This is a genomic window from Caballeronia pedi, from assembly GCF_001544915.2.
GTDB classification, from domain to species: domain Bacteria; phylum Pseudomonadota; class Gammaproteobacteria; order Burkholderiales; family Burkholderiaceae; genus Caballeronia; species Caballeronia pedi.
This window is the reverse complement of the sequence record NZ_FCOE02000051.1, coordinates 13,956-31,867: the sequence shown is the minus strand read 5'-3', so window position 1 is coordinate 31,867 and position 17,912 is coordinate 13,956. Positions and strand designations below refer to the sequence as shown.

Genomic DNA, 17,912 nt, shown 5'->3' with positions numbered 1-17,912 from the left:
CGGAGGCACAGCAATGAGTGCATCGATTGATGTGCGCAACGTCGCGAAAGGCTATCGCGTAAGTCAGCGCGACCGGTTTGCGGTTCTCGATGACATTTCCTTCGATGTAGCCGCGGGCGAATTCGTGTCGCTCGTCGGCCCGAGCGGTTGCGGCAAGACCACGCTGCTCGATCTGATCGGCGGGCTCGCGCAGGCCGATGCCGGCGAGATCCTGATCGGCGGGCGCAAAGTCGAGGGGCCGGGCCTCGATCGCGGCATCGTGTTTCAGCAGTACGCGCTCTTTCCGTGGAAGACCGCGCTCGGCAACGTCGCGTTCGGCCTGGAGGCGAAGGGCATCGCGAAGGCGGAGCGCATCGAGCGGGCGCGGCGCTTTCTCCATCTCGTCGGCCTGGGCGCGTTTGCCGACCGCTATCCGCATCAGTTGTCGGGCGGCATGAAGCAGCGTGTCGCGATTGCCCGTGCGCTCGCCTACGAGCCAGACGTGCTGCTGATGGACGAGCCGTTCGCCGCGCTCGATGCGCAAACGCGCGAAGGCTTACAGGACGAGCTGTTGCGCATCTGGAAGCGCACGGGCACGACGATCGTGTTCATCACGCATTCGATCGACGAAGCCATCTATCTCGGTCAGCGCGTGCTGGTGATGGCCGCGTCGCCGGGACGCATCACGCATGAACTGCCGGTACACGCGCCGAAGGGCGATGCAGGCGAGGACGTGCGCGCGACGCCCGAGTTCGTCCGCTTGCGCCACGAGATCTGGCAACTGATCCGCTCGCGCTCCGGCGCGGGACATCTTCAGGTCGCGCAGGCGGCCTGATCCATCTTCGAAGGGGAATCGATGAGCACAGTCATCGCGGCGCCTGGACGCGGCGCATGGGGCTTGCCGCGTGCGGCGCGTTCGAGCGTCGCCATCGTCGCGTTCGTGGCGTTGTGGGAGGTTCTGCCGCGTCTGGGCTGGGTCGACGCGACCTTTCTGCCGCCGTTTTCGGTCGTGCTGCGCGCGCTGTACGAGATGGCGCTGACGGGCGAACTCTGGATGCATCTGCTCGCCAGCACGGCGCGCGCATTGAGCGGCTTCGTCATCGCGGTTGCGCTCGGCGTGCCGCTGGGCCTGTTCATCGGCTGGTATCGCACGCTTGCCGAAGTGCTCGATCCGTTGCTCGAACTCTTTCGCAATACCGCGCCGCTCGCCTTGCTGCCGGTGTTCGTGCTCGTGCTCGGCATGGGCGAAACATCGAAAGTATCGATGGTCGTCTACTCGTGCATCTGGCCCGTGGTGCTCAATACCGTGAGCGGCGTGCGCAACGTCGATCCGCTTCTGATCCGGTCCGCGCGCTCGATGGCGCTCAGGCCCGTTCAGCTTTTCGTGAAAGTCGTGTTGCCGGCGGCGGTGCCGTCGGTGTTCACGGGCATACGCATCGCAGGCGCTTATTCGATTCTCGTGCTCATCGCGGCCGAGATGGTCGGCGCGAAAGCGGGCCTCGGCTATCTCGTCAACTACTCGCAGTTCACCTTCGAGATTCCGAAGATGTACGCGGGCATCATCACGCTGGCGCTGCTCGGGCTGGCGTTCAATCAGACGGTGCTGTTCGCCGAGAAGCGGCTGGCCGCATGGAAGGAGCAGGCATGAAGCAGCGCTTTGACGCAGCCAATTCACAACGTCACTACGACGCCGACGTGCTCGTCATCGGCGGCGGACCCGCGGGCGCGTGGGCCGCGATCAGCGCAGCCGCCAACGGCGCGCGCGTCGTGCTGGCGGACAAGGGTTTTTGCGGAACATCGGGCGCGACGGCGCCGTCGGGGACCGGCGTCTGGTACGTGCCGCGCGAACGCGAAGCCCGCGAACGCGCCAGGGCGAGCCGCTATGCGCTCGGCGGCGAACTCGCCGAACACGCATGGATGGATCGCGTGCTGGAGCAGACCTGGCTCAACAGCGAGCGCCTGGCGGAATGGGGCTATCCGTTTCCGGTCGACGATTCGGGCAACGCGCGCCGGACTTCGCTGCAAGGCCCCGAATACATGCGCCTGATGCGCAAGCGCGTGAAGGAGTCGGGCGCGCGCATTCTCGACCATAGCCCTGCGCTGGAGCTGCTCGTCGATGAACACGGCGCCGCGGCGGGCGCGGCGGGCGTGCATCGGCAGGCGGACGAGACGTGGAGCGTGCGCGCGGGCAGCGTCGTCATCGCGACGGGCGGTTGCGCGTTTCTCAGCGACGCGCTCGGCTGCAACGTGCTGACAGGTGATGGTCAACTGATGGCGGTGGAAGCGGGCGCCGAACTATCCGGCATGGAGTTTTCGAATGCGTATGGGCTGGGGCCGGCGTTCTCATCGGTGACGAAATCGCTGTTCTACAACTGGGCGACTTTCTACGATGCGGGCGGTGCTGCGATTCCTGGCGCGGGTTCGTCGCACGGGCGCGGGGTCATCGCAAAGACGCTCGAATCGCAGCCGGTCTTCGCCTGTCTCGACCGTACCGATGCCGACATACGCGCATGGATGCGCCGCTCGCAGCCGAACTTCTTTCTGCCGTTCGACCGGCTGAACATCGATCCGTTTACACAGCGTTTTGCCGTCACGCTGCGGCTGGAAGGCACCGTGCGCGGCACAGGCGGGCTGCATGTGACCGACTCCACGTGCGCGACCTCCGTGCCCGGCCTCTACGCAGCGGGCGACGCCGCCACGCGCGAGCTGATCTGCGGCGGCTTCACCGGCGGCGGCAGTCACAATGCCGCCTGGGCGATGTCCTCGGGCTTCTGGGCGGGTGCGGGCGCAGCCGATCACGCACGTACGGTGCGCGCGGGGCGAGGCTTACGCGTGCTGCATCGCGCGGGCGGCGCGGCTCTGCGCGACGGCGGCGCGAACGCGCCGTTCGACGCCGCCGCGCTCGTGCGCGCGGTGCAGGACGAAGTGCTGCCGACGCAACGCAACTGGACGCGCCGCGCCGATCTGCTCGAAGACTCGCTCGGACGGCTCGATACGCTATGGCATCGCGTGCGCGGCGCGGCTCCATCGGACCGGAAGAATGTGGTGCGCGCCCGCGAGGCCGTCGCCATGCTCGCGGTATCGCGCTGGATGTATCGCAGCGCGCTTGCCCGCACGGAGACGCGCGGCATGGCGCGGCGGCAGGATCACGCGGCGCCCGATCCGTCGCAGCGGCACCGCTTGCTGAGCGGCGGTCTCGATGAAGTCTGGGTCGCGCGTCACGACGTACGCAACGAAGCGAGAGAGGACGTGGCCGCATGATCGAAATCGTCGATACCGAACGCTGCACGGGCTGCGACATCTGCGTGCGCGTGTGTCCGACCAATGTGTTCGATACCTCGGGCGTCGCGGATGGCGCGCCATCCATCGCGCGGCAGGACGATTGCCAGACCTGCTTCATGTGCGAACTGTACTGTCCGGAGGATGCGTTATATGTCGCGCCGCGGACGATTGCCGGCGCAGGTGGCGACGCGGTGGCGACGCTCGCCGGCAGTTATCGGCAGGCGATCGGCTGGGGTCGTGGCCAACGCTCCAGCGCGGCGGACGACGCGAGCTACGAGCTGCTCAGTCGCGCGCATTGAGCTGCACGCATCGGCGGCTAATCACCCCGGTGATGGCCTCGTCGAACCGGCGCGCGGCCGTCGCCATGCGTTAAAGCATGAGTCCTGCTGCACGGCAGGTTCCGATGATTCAGCTCCAGGGGATTGCGCCGTGCGAACGCAGAATCCAGTTGCGCATGGCAAGCCGCGTCTCAATCCCACCGATGCTTTCCTGCACGGTGGGCGCTCATGAGGGCACACCGCCTGGACGCCTCGCGGATTCAACCCAGCCAATATCAATCTTTGCCATCGTTTTAGAGCCTCGCCAACATATCAGTTACGGCTGAGAACTGATGGTGAAGAAGGTGACGATCTCGCAGCATATGCTCCAGCCGATGACGCCAGTAAGCAGAAGGCAAAACGGCGTTCGGCTCGTGAGAGATCGTAGCAATCGCGAGTCTGATGTGGGCTATGTCAGCGTCGATCATACGAAGCTCGAACGCGCCAACAGCGTTGTAGCAGGTGTCCATTCGTGAATAACGGCATGAACTTTTGCCTGCTGAAGTGAAGAAGTCGAGAACTATCGAATTTTCTGCCTTGAATCGCCGAAAACGTATATGGCCCGTGGAGGTTAGGGTTGCTTGGCCAGACGAAACGACCGTTCGTCTTGTCCGCATTCCTGTCATCAGAACGTAAGTCTGATGGACAACAAGCGCATCCCTCTCAGGATTTGTCTTGGACTGCCGTTATGAATAGCAGGCGCTCTGTTCCCCGCAAACCCAATCGCGAGGCATTTGGAACATGCTGATGCCGACCGGGTAACGCGGGTCTCATGGCCTCGCGATCTGAATCCAACGACGCGGGCGAGAACGATGAGCGTGACAAACAGGTTGGCTTTTGCGCCGCGCGTGCTGCGGTCGCCGGCTCAGGAGCCGCCCGGCGTCGGCGTCGAACACGAGCCGCCACGCCAGCCCACAGACTGGCGGACGTGGGCGGCAGGCTGCGCCTGGTGCATGGCGTTCGCGGTCGTCGCCGTTCTGGCAATGGTTCGCATCGATCTTCAGGCGCAGTTTTGCCTCGCGTTCATGACGCTTGCCGTGATGATCGTGTTGCGCCGTTCCGGTCTGGTCGAGCGCACGCGGCTGTTCTTCCTCCTATGTTCGGCATTCCTGTCGATCCGATACGTTTGCTGGCGCACCACTTCGACGCTCGGCTACAACGGCTTCGCGGACTTCATCCTGATGATGATGATGTACGGTGCCGAGTTGTACGGCATCGTGCTGACGCTCGGTGGCCTGTTCGTCAACAGCCGGCCGCTCAAGCGCGAGGGCGTGCCCTTGATCCGCACGGCCGGCCCGCTGCCCACCGTCGATGTCTACGTTCCGTCGTACAACGAGCCGGCCGAAATGCTCGAAATCACGCTGCGCGCCGCGCTTGACATGCGCTATGACCGCGATCGCGTGAATGTCTATCTGCTCGACGACGGCGGTACCGAACAGAAGCGCACGCAGGCCGATCCCGTGAAAGCAGCCGCCGCGCAGGAGCGCGCATTGACACTGTCGCTGCTGGCCGCGCGGCACGGTGCACACTATCTGAGCCGCGAGCGCAACGAGCACGCGAAAGCAGGCAACATCAACGCAGCGCTCGAGAAAACCAGTGGCGAGCTGATCGTGATCTTCGACGCGGATCACGTGCCGACGGCTGACTTCCTCGAAAAGACGATCGGTTATTTTCAGCGCGACAGCGAGCTATTCCTGTTGCAGACGCCGCACTTCTTCAGCAACCCGGACCCGCTCGAAAAGAACCTCGGCATGTTCGGCAAGATGCCGCCCGAGAACGAGATGTTCTATTCGGTGATCCAGCGCGGCCTCGATTTCTGGAACGCCTCGTTCTTCTGCGGCTCTGCGGCTGTCCTGCGCCGCAAGTGCCTGATGGAAATCGGCGGCATTACCGGCACGTCGATCACCGAAGACGCCGAAACCGCGCTGATGCTTCACGCGCGGGGCTATCGCAGCGCGTATCTGAACGAGCCATTGATCGCCGGTTTGCAACCCGAGACGTTCGCGAGTTTCGTCGTGCAGCGCGTGCGCTGGGCGCAAGGGATGATCCAGCTTCTGATGTTCCGCAATCCGCTGCGTATGAAGGGGCTGAAACTCGCCCAGCGCCTCTGTTATTTCTCGAACGCGTTCTTCTGGTTCTTCTGCTATGCGCGCGTCGTGTTCCTGCTCGCGCCCGCACTGTATCTGCTGTTCGGTCTGCAGTTCTATAACGCGACCTTGCCAGAGTTCTTCGCGTATGGCCTGCCGCAAATGGTTGGCGTGATCCTCACGACGGATTACCTGTTCGGCAAGTACCGCTGGACGCTGATTTCAGAAGTCTACGAAATGCTGCTCTCGATGTTCTCGTTGCGAGGCGTCGTCGCGGTGCTGCTCAATCCGCGCGCGCCGACGTTCAACGTGACGCCCAAAGGCGAGCAAAGCGACGCGGACCAGATTTCGGAGCTCGCCGGGCCGTTCTACGCGGTGTATCTCGGGGTGCTGATCTCGGCAATCGTCGGTGTGTGGCGCCTGATCGATGGCGACATGCAGCGCGGCGTGATCGCGTCGTCGGTGGCGTGGAGCGTGCTGAACCTGGTGCTTCTCAATGCGTGCATCGGTGTGCTGTACGAACGCCGGCAGCGCCGCGTCGCGCCGCGCGTGCCCGCGGACATCGCCGGTACGCTGCTGCTATCGGACGTCGCGGATGAGCAAGGCGCAACGCCCGCCCGCGCATTCTCGCCTGCGTTCGACTGCCGTATCGTCGATCTGTCGGCGGGCGGCGCGAAGCTGATCGTGCCACTCGGCGCGCAATCGTCGATTCCACGTGGGTCGACTGCCACGCTCGATGCATACAACGCGGCGCGTGGCTGCCACTGCCAATTGCCGGTGGTCGTGCGCGGGGTGTTCGAACCCGGCGACGGCACGTGCGCGGTCGGCGTCGAGTTCTCCGATCGCAGTGTCGAGGGACTGAGCGATCGCGTGTCGCTCGTCTATGGCGACAGCGGCCGTTGGCGCAGCTTCCGCGATCGGCGCAACAAGCGCATCGGTATCCGGCGCGGATTAGGCCTCGTCGTGCGGCTCGGCACCGTGCACGCGCTCGCGCACTATCGGACCTTTTTCACCGCGCTGCTGCGATATGTCCTGAATCGGCTGGCGAGTCGACGACACGCGTTGCGCCGCGTCGTGACACCTGCAAAGTCTTGATTGGATGTTCTCCATGTCTGTCATAAGAAAAACCATGATTGCCGGCTGGACGGCCTGCGCGATTTTCAGCACGATGGCCCAGGCTGCGACGTATGCCGGGAAGAGTGCGTCCGCGCCGGCGGCGGCCTCTGCGGTGAATCCCGGTGCGACGGCGGCAACCGCTGTATCGCTCGCAACTTACGCGAATCTGTCCGGGCCGATGCGTATTGCAGGCGCGTCCGCGTCGCGTTCGATCAGCGTGCCGGTATCCGCGCGCGAAGCGGTACGCGGCGCAACGCTGCATCTGGTCGCGTCGAACTCGGTATCGCTTTTGGGGGAGCGCTCGCAACTCGTCGTGCGCGTCAATGACCGCGCGATCGCGCAATTCCAGTTGTCGCCGCGTCAGCCCGAACTGACCGCCGACATCCGCGTGCCCGCCGAGTTGCTGCGCGCCGGCTACAACACCCTCAGCTTTCAGGTCGCGCAGCATTCGACCGAAAACTGTGAAGAGCCGAATTCACCTGAACTGTGGACTGAAGTCGACACGAGCGCATCGACGCTTGCGATCCAGACCGAATTGAGCCCACTGACGGGTACGCCGCCGCTGCTCGCCAGACTCGATGAACTCATCGATCCGAAGCAGAACGCGCCGCGCGCGATCGCGATCGTCCATGCCGCGCATCCGGTAACCGATACGCAGCTCGCGAGCGGCGGCCTGCTCGCGCAAGGCGTCGCGTTGCGGCTGCGTTACAAGAGCGCTGATCTGCGCGTACAGGACGCGCAAACGGGCGAGGGCGGCGGCATGCTGCCCGGCCTCGATCTCACGCCGCTCGCGGACGCCGACGTGCTCCTGATCGGCAAGCTCGACACACTCGCGCCATACCTCGACGCGCACACGCTCGAGCGCATCGGCGGCGCGTTTCTCGGCGTCTATCCGAAACCCGGCGATCCGCGTCATTTCGTGCTGATCGTCGCGGGCCGCACCGATGACGAAGTCAATCTCGCCGCGCGCGTGTTCTCGCATGCGGAAGTGCCGCTGCCGCGCCGCAACGAGATGAACGCAGACGCGCTCGCCGAAGCACGCAGCGGCGACGCGACGGGCCGCGACGCGCTGTCGGGCACGAAGCCGTATCGTCTGCGCGATCTCGGCTTTCGCAGCACAACGCTCGGCGTAGGCGCGAGCGCGGACGTGAAGCTGACGCTGCCCGCCGACGTCTACGCGCCTGAAAACGCGCAGGCCGTCCTGACGCTGAACTTCGCAGAAGGCGCGAAGATGCGTGCGGACTCGGTGCTGAATCTGTATCTGAACGATCGCTTCGTGCAGGCGGTCGCGCTGGATCAGCAGCAGGGCGCGGTGGTCAATCGCTATCGCGTGTCCGTGCCTTTGCGGCGCTTTCTGCCGGGCGCGAACGTGCTGTCGCTGCGTCCGGTGCTGGTGCCGCTCGTCACCGATCGATGCGAACTGCGCCAGTCGGGCAATCTGCAGTTGTCCGTGTTCGACGATTCAACCATCGAGCTGCCGCCGGTGCTGCACTTCACGAATCTGCCGGACCTGCGGCGCTTTGCGGAAAGCGGCTTTCCGTACACGCGACGCGCTGACGGCGCCGAGCTCGCGATCCAGCTCAACGCCCGCGACAACGACACGCTCAACGCCGCGTGGTCGCTCCTCGGCAAGCTCGCGCAGAAGCAGGGCAGGCCCCTGACGAGCGCGCAGATCACCGCGGGCGTACCGGGCGTCGGGCGGCAGACGATCATCGTCGCAGCGGGCGCGGACTTGCCGCGCGCGGCGTTCGAAGGCGCTCCGTGGGCGCCCGGCAGGTCGATGCGGCTCGCGGCCGGCGTGCGTGCGGAGGGCGAATCCGAGACACCGGCGAACCTGTGGGAGGGTGTGAAGAGCGTCTTCGGCAAGCCGGCGTACGCGGCTAACGGTTCGCCCGACACGGTGATCGAGGGCGACATGAAGCTATCGCGTCAGTTGCTCGTCATGCAGTACCGCAACGCTGCCAGCGCGACGGCCACGCTGATGACCGCAGAGACGCCCGCCGAGTTGCTGCGCGGCATGCAGCAACTGGTCGCGCCGCAGAACTGGGAATCGCTCGACGGCGACGTGAGCGTGGTCAGCCTCGACAGTGAAGCGCTTTGGACGACACGTGTCGGCCAACGCTATGAAGTCGGGGAAATCGGCGCGTTCGATCACATAGGCTATGAGGTGTCCGCGCATCCGTGGATCGCCTATGGTGTGCTGGCCGCGTGTCTGACCGTGCTCGCGGCGCTCACGGCCGTACTGCTGCGCCGCTATCACCGCAAGCACCATGGCGACTCGTCGAGCTGACCGGCGCGAAGCGCGCGGCGGCGGGCGGCTCGCGACGGCATTGCTGTGCGCGGCCGCGTTGCCGTCGCACGTCGATGCGGCTGTCACACAGGGCAACGTGGTGTCGGCCGAACGCGGCGCGGCGCAGGGCGTCGTGCAACAAGGTACGGGCGCGACGAACGCGATTCGAGGCGTCCAGCAGCGCGTGCAGACGAACGTGCTGGCGCCAGAGATGCCGCGCGCGTCATCCGACGTTACGGTCGAGACAGGCGCTTCCGGCGGGCGCGCGCCCGCTGCCAAAGCGCCCGCGACGCCCGACGAACGTCCTCTTTGGAATCTGTTGCACGCGAAGCGCCTCGTCGATTTCGACGCGATGCTCGCGCGTGTCGAGCGGCGCTTTCCGACCTGGACGCCTCCGGCGAGCCTCGTCGCGGAGCGCACTCGTCAACAGCACGACATGCAGATCCAGCGTGCGCTCGCCGGTGATGTCGCGCTGCTGCGCGCGCAGATCGCAGCAGACCCGGACGCGTTCGGCTGCGCGCATATCGAACGCACATGGAGCGCGGCGGATCTGCTCGCCGCAGCGGGCGATACCGATGCGGTCTATGCACTCTATCGTCCGATCGTCGCCGCATGTGAGCCCGACGTGAATCGCGTGGTGACCTTGCAGCGCGCGGCGAAGCAGTTGCCGCCTGCGCAGGCCGATGCGCTGATCGATGTCGAATGGAAGCAGGGCGCGCGCGGCGAAGCGGCCGCAAGCGATTTTGCGCGCTTGCGCAACGCACGTGTGCTCGATGCGTCGACGAACTGGGCGACCGATGAAACGAGCACGAGGCGCACGCTCGCAGAACTCGCGCCATCGATTCGCGATTCACGTGATGGCGCTTCGGCGATACGCGCGGCGTGGCTCGAATTCGCGCTGCATGACTACTCAGCCGCCGCGCAATGGTTCGAGCTCGCGGTAGCGTACGGCGAAGGGACGTCGGACGATGCGACGCTAGGTCTCGCCCAGGTGCGCGTCGCGCAAGGCGATCTCGATGCGGCCGAGGGCCTGCTTGCGCGCTCATCAATCGCCGATGACTCGCGCACGCGTGCGTTGCGCGGAGAAATCGCGATGTCGCGCGCAAGCGAAGCCTATCGGCAGGGCAGCTATCGCGACAGTCTGGCGGCGCTCGACGGCGCGCGCGACGCGGGTGTGTCCGATGAGCGAGTCGAACCGCTGCGCGGCTGGAACCTCTTCGCGCTCGGCGATTACGCGCAGGCGGAACGTGTGTTCGACGCGCATTATCAACAGCATCACGACGACGACAGCGCCGAGGGCATCGCGTTGAGCGTGAAGGCCCAGGGACGTCATCGTCCTTCATCGCCCGCCGGTCCGCTACCTGCGTACATTGCGGCAGTCGATGCGCAGAATCTGTACTACGAGAAGCAGTTCGTCGAAGCGCAGCGCACGTGGCGCAACGCGGTCTCGGGCACTGCCGACGCACAGCGCATCGCGCACTACCTGCCCGCCGATCTGACCGGAATCGACGCGCCGTCGGTCACCGGCGGTTCTGGCTGGGTCAATCACGCTGGGACCAAGGGCGAGAACCGTCTGACGGTGTTTTCGCCGACGCTCGACGCAGAATGGTTCGACGCGTCGCGTGTGTACGAAATGCGTTACCGCCAACTTTTCCTGAACAATGGCATCAACACCGTCAACGCCGAGGAGTTGCAGGGCAAGCTGACGCAGACTGTGCATCTGGACGACGGCCGCACGCTCGATGTCCACGCGATTGCCGGTGTTACGCAGGGCGGGCCGTTCGGCGCTTCGATGCAGGGCGAGGCGGGCGTCGCGCAAACGACGTCGTGGGGCGCATGGTCCGCCTACGCGGCAGCGTTGCCTGTGCGCGATTCGCTGCTGTCGTGGCGCGGCGAGAGCGTCCTCTACAGCGGCGTCGATCCGGCCACTGGCGCGCACGCCAGCAGAACCTTCGAATGGGGACGTGTCACGCGCGCGACGACTGGCGGCAGCGCGCGGTGGCAGATCGGCTCGCGCTGGAACGTGAGTGCGGGCGGGCACTTCGACTGGCTGACGGGCCATGAGGTCGACGGCAACGAAGGACTCGGCGTCGACCTCGCCGCGAGCTACGATCTGCGCGTGCCGGGATTCGACTATCTGAGCATCGGGCCTGCGCTGCACTATCTCGGATACCGGCGCAACGAAAACTTCTTCGTGCCCACACAAGGCGGCTATTACAGTCCGCAGATGTCGACCAGCGCGGGTGCGGCGCTGCAGTTTCTGTCGCAGGAAGGGCGTTCCTGGCAGGTCTCGGGCAACATAGAGACGGGATGGAATTACGCAAGGCAGTCGGCGGGATCCTGCCCGGTGAGCCCATTTGCGCATACCGGTCCGGCCATCGATTGCAGCGGCAGCACCGATCGCGGTCCGTATGCACACGTGCAGTTCGCGGCGGCATTGCGGGTGGCCGCGCACTGGCAGATCGGTGCGCTCGCCGATCTCAATGTGACGCCCGGGCGCGACCGGCAAGTCGCGGCGATCGCGTATGTACGCTACTTCCTGTCGCCGCGCAACGCGGTGTTCAGTCGTGATCTACCACATGGTGCACACGATATGCACCTTGCCTTCGACGAATCGCGTTGATATGGCGGGAGTGGCAGAAGATGTGCATGGCCGCCGAATTTTGGTCGCAAGCGATAGACCGGGCTTCACGTTCAGAGTGCAATCCCAAAACATCACAACGAGGCGAGCGACGCGCTCAGGTCGATCACGGTGACGTTCCAGATGGCGCACGGGTTGGCGACCCGAGAATCCCAAAGCCCGGAAGGAAGGCGAATGACTTCGACGCGCCGAGTGCATGACGGCGTTCATCGCTGCGGTGCAGAAACAGTCCGAAGCAATTGCCGCCCGTTGGCCCCGCCCCACGTGAACCATTCGTGCAGTGCTCACGCCCCTCGAAGCTCTTCCGTAACAGTAAGTCGGGGCATTCCGATCGATGTCACAGATGAGCGCCGGCTACTGCGGGTCAAAGGTCCGCGACTCCACCGCCTCCAAGCGAGAACCGGCTTCCGCAAGCCTGCGATACGCGCGAACTCGCTTCGACCAGCCGCGCGATAGCCATTTCTTTGATCGACGATACTTCGACGCTCGCGCCAATCAACGTCAGGCAGGCAACTGCTTCTTCCTGCACATCGAGAATTGGCGCGCTTATGGCGGCGAGGCCCGGAATGAGGACGGACTCCGCTTCGTCATACCCACGCCGACGAACCGTTGCCAGACGGTCGAGCAGATCTGACGGCGGCTTTTCGTGATTCTTCGATACAGCCAGTTCGATCAGATGATCTCTTATCTGAGAGGGCATGAACGCGAGCATCGCGCGCCCCGTTGCCGAGTTGGTCAACTGGAATGTCGATCCGACAGACAGCGTCGTGATGAAGGGAACAAAGCTGCGCTCCCAGCGGACGATGGTTGGGCCGCGATCACCGAGAACATTGAGCAGAGTAGGAAGACCTGTGTCGGCGACCAATTGCGGCATGGCTTCGCCGGCAAGCCTCAAAGGATCGAGCCGTCCGAGCGCGGACGCGCCGATGCGAATCGCAGCGGGACCGAGGTCGTAAAGTCCGGTGATTTCGTCCTGAACCGCCAAACCGCTCGCAGTCAGACTGGCGAGATAACGATGCGCAAGGCTGTTCGGCATGCCTGCCGCACGCGCTAGCTCTCGTAACGGCGCAGCCTTTCCAGCGGCGACGAGCGCAAGAAGCATTTCCGTCGCCTTGTCCGCCGACTGGATGCGACGTCGGCCGCCGCCACCCTCGGCGGACCCGGAAGACAATTCTTGCCTGGATGGCGTCGAGGTCTGCGTGGCTCGTCTTTTCGTTGTGGGCAATGCGGTTATTTCCTTGGTTCAGATCGTCGATTTGATCCGACGGGCGAGTCCCTCGGCCAGTGGAAAACGAAGAGACCTCTTGCGGACGGGCTTCGGCAAACGCCGGGGTAACGTGGGGATCCGCGCCCGAGCGCGGTTAACTCTACCATTTGCACCACGCTGTCCGGTCCGGCCGATGCCGCCCTTCAGGGTACGCTCGCGCGCGCATTCGCCCGTCGCGCGAGCACTGCCGATGACGAAGGCTGTCCCCTTGGCGATCTCCTCCGGCTGACGCCTTCCAGGCTTCCTCCCTGACGAACTCGCAAAACTCGGCACGCTGGGTGTTCGATGCAGAGATGCCCGCGCGCTGCCTCGATTCCGCGGCGCGCGGCCCGCTTTTCTCGCGGAATGGCGGTTTTCCGCGTTTCCTTTTGGTTCGACTCGACCATGTTGGGCACGGTGAAACGACCGGCCGACGGGCATCTTAAACGTTGTCCTATAGACAACGGGTTATCCCTATTTGCAACGATGAAAGAGCGAGCTTACCGTTCGGCCATTGGTACTTCCCGCCCTTCCTTCGTATCGATCGAGAGCATGCGTTTATCGCGGGAAGCGTCGATTTTGCAATCTGCCGCCTGAGAGAAATCGTGCTTGAAAAAAGAAAGTTTTATATCGACGGGCGCTGGGTCCAGCCGCTCACGGCGCGCGCGCTTCCCGTGCTCGATCCATCGACCGGACAGCCCTGCGCGATCATTTCAGCCGCCGATGAACGCGACATCGATCGTGCAGTCGATGCGGCGCGCCGTGCCTTCGCCGACTGGTCGCGCACCGCGCCGGACGAGCGCCTCGCGCTCGCGAAGCAGCTCCTCGCGATCTACAAGCGTCGCGCGCCCGAGATGGCGAAGATGATCAGCCTGGAAATGGGCGCGCCCATCGACCTGGCCGCGAACGATCACGTCGGCGCCGGTGCTTTCCATATCGAAAACTTCATCACCGCATTTCGCGACTTTCGGTTCGAACGCCCGTTGGGACCGCACGCTCCCAATGACCGCATCCTGATGGAACCGATCGGCGTAGCGGGCCTCATCACGCCGTGGAACTGGCCGATGAACCAGGTCGCGCTGAAGGTCGTGCCCGCATTGCTCGCGGGCTGCACCGCGGTGCTCAAGCCCTCGGAAATCGCTCCGTTGTCGTCGCTGCTTTTCGCGGAGTATGTCGACGAAGCCGGCTTTCCACGAGGCGTCTTCAATCTCGTCAATGGCGATGGCGCGCAAGCGGGCGCACGGCTCTCGTCCCATCCGGATGTGGACATGATCAGCTTCACCGGTTCGACGCGCGCGGGCATCGCCATTTCGATCGCGGCGGCGCAGACCCTCAAGCGCGTATCGCTCGAACTCGGCGGCAAAGGCGCGAATCTTGTCTTCGCAGACGCAGATGCAGGCGCGGTGAAGCGCGGCGTGCTCCATTGCTTCAAGAACACGGGACAAAGCTGCAACGCACCCACGCGCATGCTGGTCGAGCGGTCGATCTACGAGCGTGTGGTCGAGCAAGCGCGCGAGATCGCGCAAAGCGTGGCCGTCGACGTCGCGTATCAGCCGGGCAAGCACATGGGGCCGCTTGCGTCCGAGGCGCAGTTCATGAAAGTCCAGGAGATGATCGAAAAGGGCATCGACGAAGGCGCGCGACTCGTGGCGGGCGGTCCCGGGCGCCCACACGGACACGAGGCGGGTTACTTCGTTCGTCCGACCGTCTTCGCCGACGTGAATAACCGGATGGCCATTGCGCGCGAAGAAATCTTCGGGCCGGTGCTGTCGATCATCCCGTTCGATACCGAGGATGAAGCCATCGCCATTGCCAACGACACGCCCTACGGCCTTGCCAACTACGTGCAATCCACGGACGGCGAGAAACGCAATCGCGTCGCCGCGCGGCTGCGCTCCGGCATGGTCGAGATGAACGGCAAACCGCGTGGAGCCGGATCGCCTTTCGGCGGGATCAAGGCATCGGGTCGCGCACGTGAGGGTGGCGTGTGGGGTATCGAAGAGTTTCTCGAGGTCAAGGCAGTATCCGGCTGGGCGCATGCCTGAAGACTGTTCCATGCAGCAACACGACTCAAGCAGGAGACAAGCGATGTCCAAAGCATTATCCGGTGTACGCGTGCTGGATCTGTCGCGCGTGCTCGCCGGACCCTGGGCGAGTCAGACGCTCGCGGATCTGGGAGCAGAAGTCATCAAGATCGAACGGCCCGGAAGCGGCGACGATACGCGCGGCTGGGGGCCACCTTATCTGAAGGACCCCGAAGGTCAACCCACGAGCGAAGCCGCCTACTATCTCGCCGCCAATCGCGGCAAGAAGTCCGTGACACTGAACCTAGCGCGTGCGGAGGGTCAGGCCATCGTCCGTCAGCTCGCGGCACAGGCCGACGTATTCATCGAGAACTACAAGGTGGGCGACATGGCCCGCTATGGTCTGTCTTACGAAGACCTGCGGAAACTCAACCCGCGTCTCGTCTATTGCTCGGTGACGGGTTTCGGGCAGACCGGACCGCTCGCCGGGATGGCCGGCTACGACTTCATCGTGCAAGGCATGGGCGGCCTCATGAGCATCACCGGCGAACGCGATGAGTGTCCAGGTGGCGGGCCGCAGAAGGTCGGCGTCGCGTTTGCGGACATCATGACCGGCATGTATTCGACGGTCGCGATACTCGCGGCCATCGCGCAGCGGGCCACAACGGGCGAAGGGCAGTACATCGACATGGCGTTACTCGATGTTCAGGTGGCGACGATGGCCAACATGAACCTGAATTACCTCGTCTCGGGGACGACGCCGCGCCGGCAAGGCAATGCACACGCGAACATCGTGCCGTATCAGGTGTTCGACGCGAAGGACGGAAAAATGGTGATCGCCGTCGGCAACGACAGCCAGTTCGCGAAGTTCTGCGAGACGGGTGACTGCCTTCATCTCGCGGCCGACCCGAGGTTCGCGACCAACGCCGGACGCGTGGCTCATCGCGACGTGCTCATCCCGATACTCGAAGAGATCATGCGCACGCGCACGGTGGACGAGTGGACCGTCCAGCTCAACCGGAAAAGCGTGCCCGCCGGGCCGATCAACACCATCGCGGAGGCATTCGAGCATCCACAGGTGAAGCATCGGCAGATGCGGGTGGACATTGCGCACCCGTTGTCAGGCAACGTGCCGAGCGTGGCGAGTCCTATCCGCATGTCCGCGTCCCCCATGACCTACGACACCCCGCCGCCGACGCTCGGTCAGCACACCGACGAGGTGCTCGCATCGCTCTGCGGGATGCGTGCGGGCGATATCGAGGCGCTACGCAACCGCGCGATCGTATGAAAGAGCGGCACTGCTGCAATCGCGAACCGGGCAGGCGTGCCTTGCCGGCCTGGTCGCATATCGTTGAATTGGAGAAAGCACGGCATGAATGGCGCTGAGAGTCTTGTAACCACACTGCTGGAGTCGGGCATCGACACCTGCTTCGCCAATCCGGGAACCAGTGAGATGCACTTCGTTGCGGCACTGGATCAGATCCCGGGCATGCGCTGCGTGCTCGGCCTACAGGAAAACATCGTGACCGGCATGGCCGACGGTTACTACCGTGTCGCCGGCAAGCCCGCGAGCACGCTGCTGCACTGCGGACCGGGACTCGCCAACGGCTGGGCCAACCTGCACAACGCGCGTCGGGCCAATAGCGGCATCGTCAATATCGTGGGCGATCAGGCGACCTATCATCAGCCGTTCGATGCACCGCTCACCGCCGATACCGCTGGCCTCGCAAGTGCCGTGTCGCGCTGGGTGCGCACGAGCCGCAATGCGGCCGATGTCGGCAGGGATGCAGCGGCGGCGGTGGCTGCGGCGCGCACCGCGCCTGGACAGATCGCCACACTCATTCTGCCATCCGATACGTCGTGGGACGCGGGCGGCGTCGCCGCGCGCGCGATGGCCGTTCCCGCTGCGCCCGCCATCGATCCGTTCGCGGTCGAGACGGCCGCGCGCATCCTGCGGCACAACTCGAACGTGCTGATTCTGCTCGGCGGACACAGCGCGATGCCGCAAGCGCAGGAGCTGGCATGGCGGATCGCGAGCGCGACGGGCGCGACACTGAAGTACGAGTATGTGAACGGGCGCGTCGCACGCGGACGTGGCCGCTTGCCGATCGAGCGCCTGCCGTACAACACCGATCAGGCCATCAAGCTGCTGGAGCCGTTCCAGCACATCATTCTGGTCAATGCGAAAGCACCCGTCGCGTTCTTTGCGTACCCCGGCAAGCCTTCCATTCAATATTCGAGCACGGCGCAGATTCACACCTTGTCGCGGGTCGATCAGGACTCCGTTTCCGCATTGCTGGCGCTCGCGGACGCGCTGGATGCGCCGCCTGCCGCCATGCCTGATGCCGGTCCGCGACCCGAAGCGGGCCGGGGCACGCCGACGCAGGAAGGCCTCGCGCAGACGCTGGCCGCGCTGATGCCGGAGAACGCCATCGTGTCCGACGAGAGCATCTCGTTCGGGCGCGGCTTTTACCCGCTCACTCATGGGGCCGCGCCGCACGACTGGCTCCAACTGACGGGCGGCGCCATCGGCGACGGCCTGCCTGTAGCGACCGGCGCGGCGGTGGCGAGCGGTGGTTCGAGGCGCGTCATCAGCCTGCAGGCGGACGGCTCGGCGATGTACTCGTTGCAGTCCTTGTGGACACAGGCCCGCGAGAAACTGCCGTGCACGACGATCCTTCTCAGCAACCGGAAATACAACATCCTGATTGGCGAATACCAGAATGTCGGCGCCATTCCTGGCCCGACCGCGATGGGCATGCTCGATCTCTCCAATCCCGATCTCGACTGGGTGAAGCTCGCCAATGGCATGGGCGTGGAAGCAGCACGCGCAACGACACTCGAAGCGTGCGCGGACCTGATGAAGCAAAGCTTCCAGCAGAACGGGCCTTTCCTGATCGAACTGATCATCTGAACAAATCACGGAGACT

At 64.6% G+C, this 17,912-nt stretch carries 11 protein-coding genes; 10 read left to right on the top strand and 1 reads right to left on the bottom strand.

Going from position 1 to position 17,912, the window contains the following annotated elements; translation table 11 throughout:
• Nucleotides 1-13: 13 nt before the first annotated feature.
• The 7 genes from AWB80_RS38110 (at nucleotide 14) to AWB80_RS38075 (ending at nucleotide 11,694) form a co-directional block, all read left to right on the top strand.
• Nucleotides 14-814: an ABC transporter ATP-binding protein gene (locus tag AWB80_RS38110; protein ID WP_061179795.1), complete on the top strand. Its 801-nt coding sequence runs from the start codon at nucleotides 14-16 to the stop codon at nucleotides 812-814.
• Between the two features lie 21 nt (nucleotides 815-835).
• On the top strand, nucleotides 836-1,627 hold the full coding sequence (locus tag AWB80_RS38105) for an ABC transporter permease (RefSeq protein ID WP_061179794.1): 792 nt from the start codon (nucleotides 836-838) through the stop codon (nucleotides 1,625-1,627).
• The gene (locus AWB80_RS38100) at nucleotides 1,624-3,240 is read left to right on the top strand and encodes an FAD-dependent oxidoreductase (RefSeq protein ID WP_087131931.1); all 1,617 of its coding nucleotides are present in this window, start codon (nucleotides 1,624-1,626) and stop codon (nucleotides 3,238-3,240) included. Before AWB80_RS38105 ends, AWB80_RS38100 begins: the two co-directional genes overlap by 4 nt.
• Nucleotides 3,237-3,560, top strand: a complete 324-nt coding sequence (locus tag AWB80_RS38095) for a 4Fe-4S dicluster domain-containing protein (protein ID WP_061179792.1) — start codon at nucleotides 3,237-3,239, stop codon at nucleotides 3,558-3,560. The genes AWB80_RS38100 and AWB80_RS38095 overlap by 4 nt, the downstream gene beginning before the upstream one ends.
• 830 nt (nucleotides 3,561-4,390) lie before the next feature.
• Nucleotides 4,391-6,760, top strand: coding sequence for a UDP-forming cellulose synthase catalytic subunit (gene bcsA, locus AWB80_RS38085; protein WP_087131930.1), 2,370 nt, complete (start codon nucleotides 4,391-4,393; stop codon nucleotides 6,758-6,760).
• A gap of 13 nt (nucleotides 6,761-6,773) precedes the next feature.
• Nucleotides 6,774-9,071 carry a cellulose biosynthesis cyclic di-GMP-binding regulatory protein BcsB gene (locus AWB80_RS38080; protein WP_061179807.1) on the top strand — a complete coding sequence of 766 codons (2,298 nt, stop codon included), beginning with the start codon at nucleotides 6,774-6,776 and terminating at the stop codon, nucleotides 9,069-9,071.
• Nucleotides 9,052-11,694 (top strand): cellulose synthase subunit BcsC-related outer membrane protein, encoded by a 2,643-nt coding sequence (locus AWB80_RS38075; RefSeq protein WP_061179789.1) that lies wholly within the window; start codon nucleotides 9,052-9,054, stop codon nucleotides 11,692-11,694. The genes AWB80_RS38080 and AWB80_RS38075 overlap by 20 nt, the downstream gene beginning before the upstream one ends.
• A gap of 382 nt (nucleotides 11,695-12,076) precedes the next feature.
• On the opposite strand, the gene AWB80_RS45680 is transcribed toward AWB80_RS38075, so the two are convergent.
• Nucleotides 12,077-12,883, bottom strand: coding sequence for an IclR family transcriptional regulator (locus tag AWB80_RS45680; protein WP_425266932.1), 807 nt, complete (start codon nucleotides 12,881-12,883; stop codon nucleotides 12,077-12,079).
• A gap of 680 nt (nucleotides 12,884-13,563) precedes the next feature.
• On the opposite strand from AWB80_RS45680, the gene AWB80_RS38065 reads away from it, so the two are divergent.
• The 3 genes from AWB80_RS38065 to AWB80_RS38055 all read left to right on the top strand — a co-directional run bounded on the left by AWB80_RS38065 (nucleotide 13,564) and on the right by AWB80_RS38055 (nucleotide 17,896).
• Nucleotides 13,564-15,003 carry an aldehyde dehydrogenase family protein gene (locus tag AWB80_RS38065; RefSeq protein ID WP_061179787.1) on the top strand — a complete coding sequence of 480 codons (1,440 nt, stop codon included), beginning with the start codon at nucleotides 13,564-13,566 and terminating at the stop codon, nucleotides 15,001-15,003.
• A gap of 43 nt (nucleotides 15,004-15,046) precedes the next feature.
• The gene (locus AWB80_RS38060; protein WP_061179786.1) at nucleotides 15,047-16,270 is read left to right on the top strand and encodes a CaiB/BaiF CoA transferase family protein; all 1,224 of its coding nucleotides are present in this window, start codon (nucleotides 15,047-15,049) and stop codon (nucleotides 16,268-16,270) included.
• 84 nt (nucleotides 16,271-16,354) lie between these two features.
• Nucleotides 16,355-17,896 (top strand): acetolactate synthase large subunit, encoded by a 1,542-nt coding sequence (locus tag AWB80_RS38055; RefSeq protein WP_061179785.1) that lies wholly within the window; start codon nucleotides 16,355-16,357, stop codon nucleotides 17,894-17,896.
• The last annotated feature ends 16 nt before the right edge of the window (nucleotides 17,897-17,912 follow it).